Raw genomic sequence first — 16,380 nt, 5'->3', positions numbered from 1 at the left:
TCGCCTGGGTAGGCGCGGCCCGAACCGTTACCGTCCTTCGAGGAGTGACGATCATGACCGCGCCCGCCGTTCACTTGCTGCTGTCCGCGCTGACCCACCCGGTTCCGGAGCCGGGCCTTGAGTTCGGCCCCGGCCCCGGCTACGGCCCCGAGGACTACCCCGCGCCGCTGACGAGCGAGCCGCCGCTACCCGGTCCCGTACCGCTCACCAGCGAGCCGCCGCTCGTCGACATCCCACCGCTGACCAGCGAGCCCACGGCGCACGGCGTCTCGGCGGGCGTCTCGGTCGCGGGGGCGTGACGGGGGCGTGAGCGGGCTTCGGCGGGCTCGTATGGCACCCCCGGGCGCGCGCCCCCGACAGCGGTTCGCTACGTTGGTGACCGTGGACAAGAAGAACGCTCTGCGCGCCGGCACCGTCGCGGCCGGTACGACGCTGATGATGCTGCTCCTGTCGTCGCCCGCGCTGGCGCTGACCCGCGACGACGGTGACGACCCGGGGCCGGGCCTGAGCGTGGCCGAGACTCTGGGCCTCTTCGTGTTTCTCCCCTTGGCGATCTTCCTGGCGATCACCTTCGCCGTCATGATCCTGGACAAGTCCCGCAAGCCCCAGAACTAACGCGCGTTCGCATCCCGAACCGGCCCGGCCGCCCCTTGCGCCCGGGCCGTTCTGCGTTTCCCGCGTGCGGGGCGACCGGTCTCCGCGGGGGCCTCGGGGCGAGCAACCCAGGGGCGCTGGGGGTCCCCTCACGCCCTCTGGGCGTAGGGGGCGGACCTGCGCGACCAGCCATAGACGGCCCGCAGTCGGGGTACGGGCTTTGGCGCTACGGCGCGTAGCCGGGACCTGAGCGTTCCAGCAGACCGCCGCGCGGGCCCCCGGAGCGGGTGGCTCCAGGGGCCCGGGTGGGGTCAGGCCCGGGACGCCGCGTCCGCGGACTGGGCGCGCAGCGCGCGGTCGACGCCCGCGCGGGACTCCAGCACCAGCCGCCGCAGCGCCGCGTTCGGCTCCGCCGACGCCAGCCACGCGTCCGTCGCCTCCAGCGTCGCCGACGACACCTGGAGCGACGGGTACAGCCCGATCGCCACCTGCTGCGCCATCTCGTGGCTGCGGGACTCCCACACGCCCTTGACCGCCGCGAAGTACTCCGCCGCGTACGGCGCCAGCAGCTCCCGCTGGTCCGTCTGGACGAAGCCCGCGATCACCGCCTCCTGCATCGCGTTCGGCAGGTCGTCGCGGTCCACGACCGAGGCCCACGCCTCGGCCTTCGCCTCCGCCGTCGGCCGAGCGGCGCGCGCCGTCGCCGCGTGCCGCTCGCCCGCGGCGGTGCGGTCCCGCTCGTACTCCGCCGCGATGCCCGCCTCGTCCAGCCGGCCCGTCGCCGCCAGCCGCTCCACCAGAGTCCAGCGCAGCTCGGCGTCCACGGCCAGGCCGTCGATGGTCTCGGTGCCGTCGAGCAGCGCACGCAACAGGTCGAGCTGCTCGTCCGTACGGGCCGCGCCCGCGAACGCCCGCGCCCACGCCAGCTGGTGGTCGCCGCCGGCCTCGGCCGCCCGCAGCCGCTGCTGCGCCTCCTGCGCCCAGGTGTCCAGCAGCGCCGGCCGCGCCGCCGGCGCCGCGTACAGGTCGATCGCCAGCTTCACCTGGCGGTGCAGCGACTGCACCACGCCGATGTCGGTCTCCTTGCCGACGCCGGACAGCACCAACGCGACGTAGTCGCGGGTCGCCAGCTCGCCGTCGCGCGTCATGTCCCACGCCGACGCCCAGCACAGCGCGCGCGGCAGCGACTCGACGAAGTCGCCGAGGTGCTCGGTGACGACCTTCAGCGACGCCTCGTCCAGGCGGACCTTCGCGTACGACAGGTCGTCGTCGTTCAGCAGGATCACCGCGGGACGCTTGGTGCCCGCGGGGAACGGCACGTCCGTCAGCTCCCCGTCGACGTCCAGCTCGATGCGGTTGGTCCGCACCAGCCGGCCGTCGCCGTCCAGGTCGTAGCAGCCGATCGCGATCCGGTGCGGACGCAGCGTCGGCTCGCCCGTCGCCCCAGCCGGCAGCGCCGGGGCCTCCTGGCGCACCGCGAAGGAGGTGACGACGCCGTCGGCGTCCGTCTCGATCTCCGGGCGAAGCACGTTGATGCCCGCGGTCTCCAGCCACTTGCTGGACCAGGTCTTCAGATCGCGCCCGGAGGTCTCCTCCAGCGCGCCCAGCAGATCGCTCAGCCGGGTGTTGCCGAAGGCGTGGGCCTTGAAGTACGCCTGGACGCCGCGGAAGAACTCGTCCTCACCGACGTACGCCACCAGCTGCTTCAGCACGCTCGCGCCCTTGGCGTACGTGATGCCGTCGAAGTTCACCAGGACGTCGTCCAGGTCCCGGATCTCCGCCATGATCGGGTGCGTGGAGGGGAGCTGGTCCTGCCGGTACGCCCAGGTCTTCATGGAGTTCGCGAACGTCGTCCACGAGTGCGGCCAGCGCGAACCGGGCGCCGCGGCCTGGCAGGCGATGGAGGTGTACGTGGCGAACGACTCGTTCAGCCACAGGTCGTTCCACCACTCCATGGTGACCAGGTCGCCGAACCACATGTGGGCCAGCTCGTGCAGAATCGTCTCCGCGCGCACCTCGTACGCGGCGTCCGTCACCTTGGAGCGGAAGACGTACTGGTCGCGGATGGTCACCGCGCCCGCGTTCTCCATCGCGCCCGCGTTGAACTCCGGCACGAAGAGCTGGTCGTACTTGGCGAAGGGGTACGGGTAGTCGAACTTCTCCTGGAACCACGCGAAGCCCTGCCGCGTGACCTCGAAGATCGCGTCCGCGTCCAGGTGCTCCGCGAGCGACGGCCGGCAGTAGATGCCCAGCGGGACGGACTGCCCGTCCTGCTCGTAACTGCTGTGCACCGAGTGGTACGGGCCCACGATCAGGGCCGTGACGTACGTCGACATCCGCGGCGTCGGCTCGAACCGCCACACGTCGCCGCCGGGGCCCGTCGGCTCGGGCGTCGGCGAGTTCGAGATCACCGTCCAGCCCTGCGGCGCCTTCACGGTGAACTGGAACGTCGCCTTCAGGTCCGGCTGCTCGAAGTTCGCGAAGACCCGGCGCGCGTCCGGCACCTCGAACTGCGTGTACAGGTACGCCTGCTCGTCGACCGGGTCGACGAAGCGGTGCAGGCCCTCGCCGGTGTTCGTGTACGCGCAGTCCGCGACGACCTTCAGCTCGTTCGGGCCCTGCGGCAGGTGCTTCAGGTCGATCCGCGAGTCCCGGAAGACGGCGGCGACGTCGAGCGTGTTGCCGTTCAGGACGACCTCGTGCACGGCGGGCGCCACCAGGTCGATGAAGGTGTGCGCGTTCGCCTCGGCACAGTCGAAGCGGACCGTGGTCACCGAACGGTAGGTGCCGCCCTGCTGCGCCCCGCTCAGATCGAGGTCGACCTCGTACGCGTGGGTGGTGAGCAGGCGCGCCCGCTGCTGCGCCTCTTCGCGGGTCAGATTCGTGCCAGGCACGCGGTGTCTCCTCGGTTATATGTGGTGTTTGCGGCCATCTTTCCATGGCGGGTGGGGTGTGGTCGTCTGAGTATGGTCCGGCCGTGACCTGGGGGAACGCGACGTCCGAATCCCGCCGGAAGATGGGGCGGCGGCGGGGGAAGCTCGTGGCATGACGACGAAGACCACACGGAGCGCCGCCCGTGAGCTGCGCCCGCTGCCCATCGGGGCGGGTGCCCTCGCGGAGCTGCGCGACACCGACGACGCGGGGCGCCCCTGCGTCCCCTTCACCGACGACGACGGGGGCCGCCCCCTGCGGTGCTGCCTGCGCAGGAGCGAGCCGGGCGACTCCATAGCGCTGGTGTCGTACGCACCGCTGCGGCGCTGGGCAGCGGAGCGGGGGGCGCGGCCGGGGGCCTACGAGGAACAGGGGCCGGTCTTCGTCCACGCCCGGGAGTGCGGGGGGCCGGGCGAGGAGTGGAACGGGTACCCCTTCGCCCGACCGGGCGTGCTGCGGGTGCTGCGCAGGTACGACGCGAACGGCCACATCGTCGGCGGCCGGCTGATCGAGCTCCCGGACGACGCGGACGAGGGCTTCGAGCGGGAACTGAGGGAGGCGTTCGAGGAGCCGGGTGTGGTGCTGGTGCACGTCCGCGCGGTGGAGTACGGCTGCTTCCTCTTCGAGGCGCGGAAGGCGTAGGCGTTTCGGGGCGCGGCTGGCGGGCGCGCCGTTGGGGCCGGGGGTGCGTTGATCCCTGCGGGCTGGTGGTGGGCTTGTCGCGCAGTTCCTCCCCCTGCGCCCTGCGGGCACGGGGGCACCCCCACCTACGTCCAGAGGGCGTGGGGGAACCCCCAGCGCCCCTAAGCCGTGCCCCAGCCCGCAGGCAAGTGACGGGGGTAGCGAAACAGATGGCGCTGGGGGTCCCCCCCCATGCCCTCTGGGCATAGGGGGCGGAACTGCGCGACAAGCCCACCACCGGGGTGTGGTCGCCGCGATTGCCCGGCCATCACGGCGCTAGGTCGTGTCTGACAAATAGCGTCGTCCGCCCCTGCGGCCCAGACGGGATTTGTCGGACACGGCCTAGTGCGCCCGTTGGAGCGACGGCGCAGCCGAGGGGGCCGCGAGGGGCACCTACTGCGTCTGCGGGCACGCCTCGCGGAACGCGGACACCGGCGGCATCCCCTGGCCGTTCGCCCCGCACTGGAAGCCGATCCGCAGCGTGCCCGTACGGCCCCGCGCCGTCTCCCGCGCCGCGTCGATCACCGACTCCAGGCGCTCGTACGCCGGACGCAGCTCCGCGAGGAAGCGTTCGCCAAAGGGGGTCAGGCTCACGCGTCGGGTGGTCCGCTCCACCAGGCGGGCGCCGATCCGGCGCTCCAGGGCGGCGAGGAGCTGGCTGACCCGGCTCTGCGTGATGTACAACCGCTGCCCGGTGCGCCCGAAGTGCAACTCTTCGGACAGCACTATGAAGCAGCGCAACTCGTGCGTCTCCAACCCGCTCATCCGTCCGACCTCCACTCGACGCCTTGCCGTCATTGTTCCCCGGGGGCGCTCGACGAAGGCTTGAACGCCTGTCCAGTGACGTGCGCCGCCAGGTTGGCCAGCGAGGAGTTCAGCCCGGCCTCGTGGTCGGCCCGGCTGATGCCGGGCGGCACGTCCGTGGCGGTGACGGTCACCTCGGTGCCGGCACCGGCACCGTCACCGGCGTCGACCGCGACCAGCTCCCAGGTCAGCGTCATGACGCCGGCGTACGCCGGGTCCTCCGCCTCGAACACCGCCCGCTGCACCACGCGTTCGGCCGGCACCAGGTCGACGAACCCGACCTCGACGACGTCCGTCGCGTCCGACGTCTTGCCCGGGCTGTCGGTCGGGTCGAGGTACGTGAGGACCATCCGGAACCCGCCACCGGGCCGCGGGTCCCATTGTTCGATCCGTCCGCTCATGTCCTGGGGCGGCAGCCACGCTTCCAGGGCCGCCGGGTCGAGCAGGCTTCCGTAGACGACTGCCGGTGGAGCTGCGATCACCTTGCTGACGCGGTCCGTTCTGGTCATGGTCCCGACCCTACGTGGGGTGCGCAGGAGGTCGCGGGCGCGGAGTCCGGGGTATCACGCGATGGGCCGTAGGCATCGCGCCAATCGCGCCGCCCGGACGTCCCTCCTGGTGGCGCACGGCGTCAGTTGGGCATTCATGGCGTTTCTGTCAGGTGATTCATCGACATTCTCGCCGTCGGGTTAGGCCGAAAAGCGCCCAACCATTGGGCATGTACACGTAATTAGCGTGGGGTCGTGGCTAGCGTGCGGGTGCCCAGTGGCCGTTGGGGCTGCTGTGGCCTGCATTCCTGAGGAGGAGACGCATGTCTTCAGGCACCACAGGAACAACGCACAGACGTCGCCGTCCCGCTCCGCGCCGCATCATGGTCGCCGCGTCAGTCGCCGTCGCGCTCGTCGTCTCGGCGGTGCCGGCACTGGCGCAGGGCGCACCGGAGAAACGGGCGGGGGAGTCGTCCTCCGCGTGGGGCAAGAAGGGCGAGCCGGCGCCGATGCCGCCGGTGAAGGTCGGCAAGAACAAGGCGCCGGAGTCGGTGCGCGGCGCGACGTCCGCGGAGGTCGCCCGGTGGCGCACGGCGCAGCAGGACCGCGCCGCCAGCCCCCGCAACGCCCCCAAGTCCGGTACGGCACAGCGCACCGCCGACGCCCTGGCCGCCGTCGTGCCCAAGGGGCAGGGCGAGGTGCCGTGGCACCAGGTCTCCGACGTGCGCGTCACCGACTCCCTGGTGGTGCGGACGAACTACTCCACCGGCAACCTGATGCTCGCCGCCACCGACCTCCAGCTCTCGGGCGTCGACAAGTCGCTGCGGCTGACGCGTACGTACAACTCGCTGGACGCACCCTGGGGCAAGGTCTCCCAGCGCTGGTGGCAGAACTACGAGCGGTACCTGCAGATCGAGACCGACAAGGTCGTCCTGTACGACGCCACCGGCGCCTCCGTCTCCTTCCCGAAGAAGGCCGACGGCACGTACTCGACCCCCGAGGGCCACCGGCTGGACCTGGAGAGGTCCGCCAACGGCGAGTTCGTCGTCACCGAGCGCGGCTCCGGCACCAAGGACACCTACAGCCAGACCGGCACGCTGGTGAAGGTGACCGACCGCAACGGCGGTCACGTCCTGATCGCCCAGCACGACGCCGGCGGCGAGCACAAGGGCTTCAAGCTCACCGAGTCCCGCTCCGGCCGCTGGATCGACCTCGTCAAGACGTTCCCCGCGCAGTGGCAGGCCAAGGACAACGCCGGCCGCACCGTGGTGTACGACCTCAACCCGACGGGTGACCTCGCCAAGGTCACCGACTCCGAGGGCAAGGCGACCCAGTTCGGCTACGACGCCGACCGTCGACTGACGAAGATCACCACCCCCGAGGGGCGGGTGACGGTCTTCACCTACGACGCGACGAACCGCGTCACGTCGATGAAGCGCGCCACCCACTTCAACGGCTCCGGCGAGACCGGCCCCACCTACACCTACCGCTACTCCGCGGACGCCCCCAACAAGGCCGGCTCCACCACGGTCACCGACCCGGCGGGCAACACCACCACGTACGCCCACGCCGCGGACGGCGAGATCACCAAGGTCACCGACGCGCTCGGCAAGTCCCGCGACCGCACCTACGACGCCAACCGCAACCTCCAGACCGCCACCGACGCGATGGGCGTGGGCGGCACCCCCGGCAACGTCACCGCGTACGGCTGGGACGCCCGCTCCAACCCCACCTCCGCCAAGCTCCCCACCGGTGCGACCTCCGCCCTCACCGGCTACCGCACCATCGGCGGCGCCGACCTGCCCGGGAAGCTGAACAGCGCCGACGGCGTCGAGATCAGCTACACCTACGACGACGCGGGCAACGCCACGAAGGAGACCGTCGCCGGGCCCGAAGGCGGCACCCGCGCCTTCGCGTACAACCCGGCGACCCCCACCTGCGGCGGCTTCCAGGGCCAGCGCTGTGAGATCAAGGACGCCAACGGGAAGGCCACCAAGGCGACGTACGACGCCAAGGGCAACCTGGTGAAGGTCGTCCCGCCGGCCCCCATGGGCGCCAGCAACTACACGTACGACGAAGCGGGTCGCGTCCTGACCGCCACCGACGGCCGCGGTACCAAGACCACGTTCACCTACGACCACCGCGACCGCATCACCCGGGTCAGCGGCCCCACCGGCTGGGCCGACTACGCCTGGGACGGCGACGGCAACCTCCGCCAGCGCTCGGACGCCACCGGCATCGTCACGTACGCCTTCGACCCGCTCTCCCGCGAGACGGTCCGCACCCTGCAGAACGGCTCCCAGACGGTCCTGACCTACTACCCCGAGGGCAACCTCGAAACGTACACGGACCCGGCCGGCACCGTGCGCTACACCTACGACAAGGTCAACCGGCTGGAGGCGCTGACCGACCCGCAGGGCAAGAAGACCGGGTACGAGTACAACGCCAACGACGCCCGCACCAAGACCAGCTACCCCGGCGGCACCGTCGAGACGGTCACCCGCGACAAGGCGAACCGGCCCGAGCGGATCAAGGCGACCTCGGCCAAGGGCACCCTGCTCGACCTCGCCTACGACTACTCGTACGCCAGCGGCACCACCACCAAGGACGGCGGGCGCATCCGCACCGAGACGGACGCCGTCGCCGGGCTCAAGCGCGCCTACACCTACGACTCCGCCGGCCGGCTCACCTTCACCAAGGAGACCAAGGGCGCCGCGGTCAACGACAGTTGGCTGTACTGCTACGACAAGGCCGGCAACCTCACCTCGCAGGGCACCGCCGCGGGCTGCCCGGGCGGCACGACCTACAGCTACAACGACGCCTCCCAGATCACCGGCAAGAACGGCAGCACCACCGGCTGGTCCTACGACGGCGCCGGCAACGAGACCGCCGCCGCCCCCACGCCCGCTTCCACCCGCACCGGCGCGCACTGGAGCGACTTCGCCCAGCTGACCTCGCTCACCCACGCCGGGACCACCTACCAGGGCCGGTACGCCTCCACCGACCAGTCCGAGCGCACCCAGTTCGGCGACACCCTCTTCCACCACGGGCCCGTCGGGCTCTCCGCGAAGACGACCGGCGGCGTGGACACGAACTTCGTCCGGGAGCCGAGCGGCAAGCTCAACTCCTTCCGCACGCACGGCCCGGCGCGGACCGTGCACACGTACTACTACCTCACCGATGCCATCGGCTCGACCCGCGCCGTCGTCAACGAGGCCGGCGACAAGGTCAACACCTACGACTACAGCCCGCGCGGCGTCACCCGCTCCATCAGCGAGCAGGTGCCCCAGCCGTACCGCTTCGCCAGCGGCTACCAGGACCCGACCGGGCTCTACCACCTCAGCGCCCGCTACCTGGACCCGAACACCGGGCGCTTCACCCAGCCCGACCCCGCGGGCGTGGAGGCCAATCCGTACCTGTACGCCTCCGGTGACCCCACCAACCTCATCGACCCCAGCGGCCTGTTCAGCATCGGCGGCATCGTCGACGCGATCGGCGGCGGCGTGGACGCGCTCGGCTGGGTCGGCGACGGCTTCAGCGCCGTCCACGGGCTGGTGACCGGCGACACCGTCGGCCTGTGGGGCGACGTCGCCGGCTTCCTCGCCGGCGGCGGCTTCTTCCTCGCCTGCGAGGCGGTCCTGCTGGGCAGCGCGATCCCCACGGGCGGCATGTCGATGTGGGGCCAGCCGATCTGCTTCGCCGGGGCGTGGGGGGCGGGCGAAGCCGCGTCCGGCCTCGTCGACACGATCTTCGGCTAGAGCCTGGGGCCTGTGAGACAGGCCCCAGGGCCTTTTAACTCTCCACCGGCCGGGGAGGGATCCCCCAGGGGGTTCCTCCCCGGCGCACCCGTCCGTCGAAGAAAGCCGCGCGAAAGGTGATCACCGTGGACCGCATGGGATGGAGCACGGAGCGGCAGGCCGCGATCCGGTTCTACGTCAGGGGCGTCAACGTCTTCGCCGCGCTGTTCGTCGTCCTCATCACCGCCCTGACCCTCGCCACCGGCCGCCACCTCGGCTGGCTCCTGGTGGGGGGCGCGATCGCCTTGTGGGCGGGCTTCACCCTCTTCATGCGACGCATGCGGAAGGGCCAGCCCTGACGCCTAGGGACCCGCCGCCTGGACGCACCCGCCGTTCTCCTGCGGAACGCGTCGGTCTCTGCGGCTCGGTGGTGGGTTACCCGCGCAGTTCCGCCCCCTGTGCCCTGCGGGCACGGGGGGACCCCCAGCGCCACCTGTTTCGCTGCCCCGTCACTCGCCTGCGGGCTGAGGTGAAGGCTATTAGGGGCGCGGGGAACTGCGCGACAAGCCCACCACCGGCCCGCAGAGACCAACGCACCCCGCAGGGGAACGGTGGGGAGGTCTCGCGCCGCGTCCCGCAGGGAAGCCGCGGGTGCGGCCAGACGGACAGGTCATCGGCTTGACCTTGACACGGTGGCAAGCTCTTCACTGGTGTCGAGGAGGTGGTCCGGATGACCGCACAGATGGCAGCCGCGCTCGGGGCGCTGGAGGACGGCGACGCGTCCGTACGACTGCGGGCCGCGCTCGCGATCGGCACGGACCCCGCCCCCGACAACGCGGCCGTCGAACCGCTCGTGGCGCGGTGCGCGGTCGAGCCGGAGTTCTCCGTACGAGAGATGCTGACGTGGGCGCTCACCCGGCACGACCCCGCCGCGACCGTCCCCCGACTCCTGCCCGAACTCCGCTCGCCGCTCGCGCAGGCCCGCAGCCAGGCCCTGCACACCCTGTCGAAGATCGGCGACCCGCGGACCTGGCCGTCGCTCACCCGCGACCTGCTGCTCGACGCCGACGACGAGGTGGCGCGGGCCGCCTGGCGCACCGCGGTCGCGTTCGTGCCCGACGGCGAGGAGCGCGCACTGGCCGACGTGCTGGCGACGCAGTTCGCCCGCGGCAGCCGGGAGACCCGGCTGAGCCTCAGCCGGGCGCTGATCGGACTCGGCGAGGTGGTGCTGCCGGTGCTGTACGCCGCGGCCGACGACCCCGACCCGGACGTACGCGCCCACGCGATCGCCACGGAGCAGCTCTACCGCGACCCGGAAGCCGGTTTCACGCTCGCCGTCGAGGAAGCGAAACGCGTCGCGGTCCTCGACCCCGACCAGGTCCGGTGGTGAGGGTCTCGTGCTGATCGGTGAGGTGGCGCGGCGGTCCGGGGTCAGCGCCCGGATGCTGCGCCACTACGAATCGCTCGGACTGGTGCGCCCCGCGCACCGCACCGACGCCGGCTACCGCGAGTACTCCGGCGACGACATCCGACGCATCTTCCACATCGAGAGCCTGCGGTCCCTCGGGCTGTCGCTGCACGAGGTCAAGCGGGCGCTCGACGACCCCGGCTTCACACCGTCGGAGCTGGTCGAGGACCTCGCCCGCCGCACGGTGGAGCGCATCGCGGCCGAGACGGAGCTGCTGGCCCGGCTGCAACGGATCGAGGCCGCCGAGCCCACCGGCTGGGAGGAGGTCCTCCAGGTCGTCGCCCTCCTCCAGGCGCTGGACTCGGAGAGCGCGGGCAAGCGCCAGCGCGCCGCCCTCACCGCGGTCGACGAGGCCCCGGTACCGGTGGAGACCCTGGTGGAATCGGTGCTCGGGGAGAGCGACCCGAACGTCGCCGGGGCGCTGCGCTGGGCCCTCGCCCAGTCCGGGGACCGCGGACTCGCGCTGCTGGCGAAGGGCCTGCGCTCGCCCGTCGCCGAGGTGCGCGAGCGGGCCGTTCGGTCCATCGCGGAGTTCCCCGACGGCGCGGCGACCGCGCTGCTGCAAGGCGCCCTCGCCCACCCGGACGTCGCCGTCCGTCGCCGGGCGGCCCCGGTGCTCGCCGCCCGCGGGGTGGCCGAGGCCGTCCCCACCCTCGTCGACATGGTCGTCGAGGGGGTGAACGACGTCGACGCGGCCGATGCGCTGAGCGCGCTGGCGACCGGCCCCGCCGCCGACGAGATCGCCGCCGGACTCGTCGACCGGCTGGCCCACGCCGGTACGGACCCGGCCGGGCGTCGACGGCTCACCCAGGCCCTCGCGGACGTCCCGGGCGCCACCGCGGCCCGCGCCCTCGACGACCTGACGCGGGACGCGGACCACGTCGTCGCGCTGACCGCCACGTACGTGCTGGAGCTGCGCAACAGCCGCTGACGTGCGCGGACCCCCGGGCACGCGTCGGCCCCGCACCCGTGCACCGGGGCGGGGCCGAAGAGGGAGCGGCTACTTCTTCGCGGCGAGCTCGTCCGCGACCAGCTCCGCGATCTGGACGGCGTTCAGCGCGGCGCCCTTGCGCAGGTTGTCGCCCGAGACGAACAGCGCGAGACCGTGCTCCACGGTGTCGTCGCGCCGGATCCGGCCCACGTACGAAGCGTCCTTGCCCGCCGCCTGGAGGGGGGTGGGGATCTCGGACAGCTCCACGCCCGGCGCCCCGGCCAGCAGCTCGTACGCGCGCTCCACGCTCAGCGGGCCGGCGAAGCGGGCGTTGATCTGGAGGGAGTGGCCGGTGAAGACCGGCACGCGCACGCAGGTGCCGGAGACCTTCAGCTCCGGCAGCTCCAGGATCTTGCGGGACTCGTTGCGGAGCTTCTGCTCCTCGTCCGTCTCGAAGGAGCCGTCGTCGACGACGTTGCCGGCCAGCGGCAGCACGTTGAAGGCGATGGGGCGCTTGTAGACGCCGGGCTCGGGGAAGGAGACCGCCTCGCCGTCGTGTGTGAGGGCCGTCGCCTCCTCCACGGTCTGCTTCACCTGGCCGTCCAGCTCGGCGACGCCGGACAGCCCGGAGCCGGAGACGGCCTGGTACGTGGTGGCGATCAGCGCGGTCAGACCGGCCTCCTGCGCCAGCGGCTTCAGCACCGGCATCGCGGCCATGGTGGTGCAGTTCGGGTTGGCGATGATGCCCTTGGGGCGGTCCTTGACCGCGTGCGGGTTCACCTCGGAGACCACCAGCGGGACCTCGGGGTCCATCCGCCAGGCGGACGAGTTGTCGATCACGACCGGGCCCTGCCCGGCGACCTTCTCCGCCAGCGCGCGCGACGTGGCGCCGCCCGCCGAGAACAGCACGATGTCGAGCCCGCTGTAGTCGGCGACGGAGGCGTCCTCGACGGTGATCTCACGCCCCTCCCACGCGATGGTGGAGCCGGCGGAGCGGGCGGACGCGAACAGCCGCAGCTCCTCGACGGGGAACTTCCGCTCTGCGAGGATCCTGCGCATGACCGTGCCGACCTGACCGGTGGCTCCGACGATTCCGACCCTCACGGAAGACTCCTTCGTACGTTCTGATCTGCGAGATCCACGTGATCTGCTGGCGACGGTTGCCGCTCCATGATGCGTGTCCCCACGGCTGACTTGTCCAGTCCATTGTCCAAGGGGCGGAATCTGTGACGAGGCGAACAATCCGGGGGCCGGCGGAACCGGGCGGGCGGGCGCCGCTCGCCGTCCCCGGGGAACGGGGGAGGGGCGGGCGCCCACACCGGGCGCCCGCCCCCCGTCGTCCTACTGCCGCGCAGTGGTCGTCGTCGCTGTCGTTACGGAACGACCTTCCCGATCACCACGCTGCCCGCGCCCGCCGCGGTGCCGCGGGCGTTCACCAGCCGGACCTCGCCGAAGAACTGACGTCCCTCGGGAGCCGGGCCGGCGACCACGACCTCCGCGCTGACCTGCGCGGACTCACCGGTGCCAAGCTTGACCGGCTTGTTCGGGTCGACCTTCAGCTCACCGAGCGACGGGGCGAAGAACACGTCCCGGTAGTCGTACTCGGTGCCCTCCGCGGCCACGGCGTAGCCGTCGACCACGATGGTGTAGGTGCCCGCCGCGGGCTTGATCAGGCTGACGGCCTCTTCGGAGTCCGCGTCGGCGGCGGAGCCGACGCGCACGCCGGCCTCGTTGTAGACCGACAGGTCGAGGTCGGCGCCGCGGTCGGAGGTGTTGCCGATCGCGATGTCCAGCCGCTCGACGCCGGCGCCGACGGTCACCGTGGTCTCGTCCGTCTCGCCCTGCTTGATGGTGGGCCGGGCCACCTTCGCCGAGCCCAGGGAGCCGCCGGCCAGCTTGCCGTCGACGGGGGCGACCTTGTTGGTCACCTTCCAGTCGACCGGGGCCGGGGTGCCGACCTTCACCTCGGGGAGCGTGGTGATCGCCGGGTCGAAGTCGGCGCCCAGCAGCGTCACGTCCAGCTTGTACGGGTTGTCCAGCAGCGGCGAGGTGCGCCGCGACTCGACCTCGATCTCCCACACGCCCGGCGTCGGGTCGGCGTACGACCGCAGGTCGGGGCGGCAGGTGTTGGTCGGGCTCTCGTAGTTCGGGTAGCAGAAGATGGTGGCGCTGTCCTCCATCTGCACCCCGTACGGGTGGATGCTGATGAAGCGCGTCTGGCTGCCCTTCGCCAACCCGCCGAGCGCGACCTCAAGGTTCTTCGCACCCGCCGGCACGTTGATGAAGTACGAGGTGGAGCTGTTGCGCTGGACCGAGCCCGCCGCGGAGAACGCGTGCGAGGGGGCCGCCAGCGGCGTGGAGACGACGACGGTCGACATGATCTGCTTGTCGACGCCCTCGGTGCGCGGGTCGTCCGCCTCCAAGATCGCCGAGTGGACGCCGACGGACTTCGGCCGGGCCTGCACGGTCACGGTCACCGGCTGGTTCAGCGGCAGCCGCACCTTGTCACCGGTGAGCAGCCGGAAGGTGCCGTCGTTGTTCCGCCAGTCCAGCTCGTGCCACACGGAGCCCTTGGGGCCGGTGGTGCGGGTGACGGTGATGTCGTACGTCTTGGACTGGCCGACCTTCAGCCCGCCCTCGCGGTCGTACAGACCGGTGCCGAAGCCCGGGTCCTTCAGCGCGAAGTCGATCGCGGTGTCCACGGGCGCCTTCACGGCGTACTCGTGGGCGCCGACGCCGTCCGTGATGGACTCCCACGCGTCGACGGTGTCCATCAGACCGGCGCCCTGCTCGTGCGCCTGCACCCCGGGGATCTTGTTCGCGGTGCTGGTCAGCGCGGTCCGCAGCTTGGCCGGGGTCAGGTCGATGCCGCGCTGCTTGGCGGCGGACAGCAGCAGCGCGCTGGCGCCCGCGACCTGCGGCGAGGACATCGAGGTGCCCTGGAGCATGGAGTAGCCGGGCGGGAGCTGGTAGCCGGCCTCCTTCACGGGGCCGCCGGGGGACCAGGTCTGGGTGGTCTGGATCGCCGAGCCGGGGCCGGTGATGGTGGGCGTGAAGCCGCCGTCCTCGCGCGGGCCGCGCGAGGAGAAGGGCATCATCTGGTACTTCTTCGTCACCTGCGAGCCGTAGTTCGCGGCCCAGCTCTCCTTGGAGATGGACGCGCCGACGGAGATCGCCTTGGTGGCGACGCCGGGGTCCCCGAGGGTGTTGGTGCCGGGGCCGTCGTTGCCCGCGGAGATCACCAGCTGGACGCCGTAGGTGTCGATCAGCCGGTTGTACAGCTCCGCGCGGGCGTTGTTGCCGTCGTTGAGCGCCGGCAGGCCGCCGATGGAGATGTTGACGATGTCGACGCCCCGGTTGATCACCAGGTCCGCCAGGCCCTCGGTGAGGGCGATGTTGGTGCAACCGCCGCTCCAGGTGCAGGCCCGGGAGGAGACGATCTTGGCGCCGGGCGCGGCGCCGTTCATCTTCCCGCCGAACAGGCCGTTGGCGGCGGTGATGCCGGCGACGTGGGAGCCGTGCGAACCCTCGATGACGCCGATGGAGGCGTAGTCGGCCTTGGCGCCGGTGTCGGGGTTGTAGACGACGTCCTTGCGCAGCTCGATCACGAAGGGGATCTGCTCGACGACCGGGGTCGCCGGGTCGTCCTTGCCGAAGTAGCCGATCTGGAAGCCGTCCTTGTACGGCTTCATGGCGGTGTCGTTGCCGAAGTCGGCGTCGTTGTTCAGGTCCACCCGGACCGTGCCCTGCGCCGGGTCGTACAGCATCGCCCACACGTCGGTGGTGTCGCCGTCGCGGTTCAGGTCGCCGGCCATGTCGCCGCCGCGGGTGGCGGCCTCGGCGAAGAGGTTGAACTTGTACGTGCCGGCGGGCGCGGTGTACGCGCGGCCGTTCACGGTGAACGTCGGGCCGTTCACCTCCAGCCGCATCTGGCGCCAGGTGCCGTCGCCGTCGTACACCGGGTCGGTCGCGGTGACCCAGTCGACGATCTTCCGCTCGCCGGTGGTGGTCTTCTGCAGCGCCGGGTGGGCGATGTCCACGCCGGAGTCCAGGACGCCGATGGTGATCCCGCGGCCGTCGTACTTCGGGTGCTTCTTCACGAAGTCCACCGCGCCCGTCTCGAACGACGGGTTGTACGGGTTCTTCGCGGGGGTGTGCTTGCCCGGCGCCGGGTAGCTCTTGCCCTGCTTGCCGGCGGTGCCCGCGGCCTTGGTGGTGTCGCCGGCCGGGGTCGGGTCGTCCAGCTTCACCTCGTGCTTGAGGTCGATGCCGTGGACGCTGGGGAGCTTGGCGGCGGCCTTGAGGGCGGCCTCCGCCTTCGCGGTGGGCAGGGTGGCCCGCACGTAGCCGAGCGCGTCGTACGTCTTGCCGACGGACGCACCGTCGACGGCGTCCAACTGCTGCGCCACCGGCTCGGTCGAGCCGGGGGCGGTGGCCACCATCACCGTGACGTGCTTCTCGCCCTTGGCCTCGGCCTCGGCGAGGAGTTCGACGTCCGCGGCACCGAGCTTCTTCTCGGCGGGCTGGACGGCCTTCGCCCCGGCAGCGGGGTCGGGGTCGGCCGGGGTGGTGGCGAACGCCGGGGCCGCGCCGGTGGCGACCAGCGCCGTCACCAGCGACGCGGCGGCTGCGATGCGGGCCGCGCGTCTGCGCCCGGGGGTGGAGCGTCCGGATATGGAGCTCTGGGAATCGGGGGTCATCAGCATCCCTGTTGTGAAGGAGGACACGGAGAACGTCAGTCCGGTT

General features: G+C 71.7%; 11 protein-coding genes and 1 pseudogene. 7 read left to right on the top strand and 5 right to left on the bottom strand.

The features are described from left to right. Positions 1-53 precede the first annotated feature (53 nt). Positions 54-299, top strand: a complete 246-nt coding sequence (locus ABZ842_RS06230) for a hypothetical protein (protein ID WP_361532465.1) — start codon at positions 54-56, stop codon at positions 297-299. A gap of 82 nt (positions 300-381) precedes the next feature. Then, complete coding sequence (locus ABZ842_RS06225) at positions 382-615, top strand: hypothetical protein (RefSeq protein WP_361532462.1); 234 nt, start codon at positions 382-384, stop codon at positions 613-615. A 290-nt stretch (positions 616-905) separates the two neighbouring features. On the opposite strand, the gene pepN is transcribed toward ABZ842_RS06225, so the two are convergent. Then, the gene (pepN, locus tag ABZ842_RS06220) at positions 906-3,488 is read right to left on the bottom strand and encodes an aminopeptidase N (RefSeq protein ID WP_361532459.1); all 2,583 of its coding nucleotides are present in this window, start codon (positions 3,486-3,488) and stop codon (positions 906-908) included. 151 nt (positions 3,489-3,639) lie between these two features. Here pepN and ABZ842_RS06215 point away from each other — a divergent pair, with 151 nt between their 5' ends. Continuing rightward, positions 3,640-4,167 (top strand): DUF1203 domain-containing protein, encoded by a 528-nt coding sequence (locus ABZ842_RS06215; protein WP_361532456.1) that lies wholly within the window; start codon positions 3,640-3,642, stop codon positions 4,165-4,167. A 489-nt stretch (positions 4,168-4,656) separates the two neighbouring features. Here the strand turns inward: ABZ842_RS06215 and ABZ842_RS06210 are convergent. Both ABZ842_RS06210 and ABZ842_RS06205 read right to left on the bottom strand, forming a co-directional pair. After that, positions 4,657-4,971 (bottom strand): annotated as a pseudogene (locus tag ABZ842_RS06210) (LysR family transcriptional regulator); the annotation flags it as partial. A 29-nt stretch (positions 4,972-5,000) separates the two neighbouring features. Next, positions 5,001-5,519, bottom strand: coding sequence for an SRPBCC family protein (locus ABZ842_RS06205; protein WP_361532453.1), 519 nt, complete (start codon positions 5,517-5,519; stop codon positions 5,001-5,003). A gap of 488 nt (positions 5,520-6,007) precedes the next feature. Between ABZ842_RS06205 and ABZ842_RS06200 the strand changes: the two genes are divergently transcribed. The 4 genes from ABZ842_RS06200 to ABZ842_RS06185 all read left to right on the top strand — a co-directional run bounded on the left by ABZ842_RS06200 (position 6,008) and on the right by ABZ842_RS06185 (position 11,634). Beyond that, entirely contained in the window at positions 6,008-9,256 is a 3,249-nt protein-coding gene (locus ABZ842_RS06200; protein ID WP_361532691.1) for an RHS repeat-associated core domain-containing protein, read from the top strand. A gap of 134 nt (positions 9,257-9,390) precedes the next feature. Further along, complete coding sequence (locus ABZ842_RS06195) at positions 9,391-9,594, top strand: hypothetical protein (protein ID WP_361532450.1); 204 nt, start codon at positions 9,391-9,393, stop codon at positions 9,592-9,594. A gap of 371 nt (positions 9,595-9,965) precedes the next feature. Beyond that, the gene (locus ABZ842_RS06190) at positions 9,966-10,625 is read left to right on the top strand and encodes a HEAT repeat domain-containing protein (RefSeq protein WP_361532447.1); all 660 of its coding nucleotides are present in this window, start codon (positions 9,966-9,968) and stop codon (positions 10,623-10,625) included. Positions 10,626-10,632: 7 nt separating this feature from the next. After that, a complete protein-coding gene (locus tag ABZ842_RS06185; protein WP_361532444.1) occupies positions 10,633-11,634 on the top strand; it encodes a MerR family transcriptional regulator in 1,002 nt (333 codons plus the stop codon). 69 nt (positions 11,635-11,703) lie between these two features. On the opposite strand, the gene ABZ842_RS06180 is transcribed toward ABZ842_RS06185, so the two are convergent. Both ABZ842_RS06180 and ABZ842_RS06175 read right to left on the bottom strand, forming a co-directional pair. Continuing rightward, the gene (locus ABZ842_RS06180; protein ID WP_361532441.1) at positions 11,704-12,738 is read right to left on the bottom strand and encodes an aspartate-semialdehyde dehydrogenase; all 1,035 of its coding nucleotides are present in this window, start codon (positions 12,736-12,738) and stop codon (positions 11,704-11,706) included. Between the two features lie 269 nt (positions 12,739-13,007). Further along, positions 13,008-16,334: a S8 family serine peptidase gene (locus ABZ842_RS06175; protein ID WP_361532438.1), complete on the bottom strand. Its 3,327-nt coding sequence runs from the start codon at positions 16,332-16,334 to the stop codon at positions 13,008-13,010. Between the last annotated feature and the right edge of the window lie 46 nt (positions 16,335-16,380).

The sequence above is a fragment of the Streptomyces sp. NPDC047315 genome (assembly GCF_040643215.1).
Taxonomy (GTDB): Bacteria; Actinomycetota; Actinomycetes; order Streptomycetales; family Streptomycetaceae; genus Streptomyces.
This window is presented reverse-complemented; position numbering and strand designations above follow the sequence as displayed.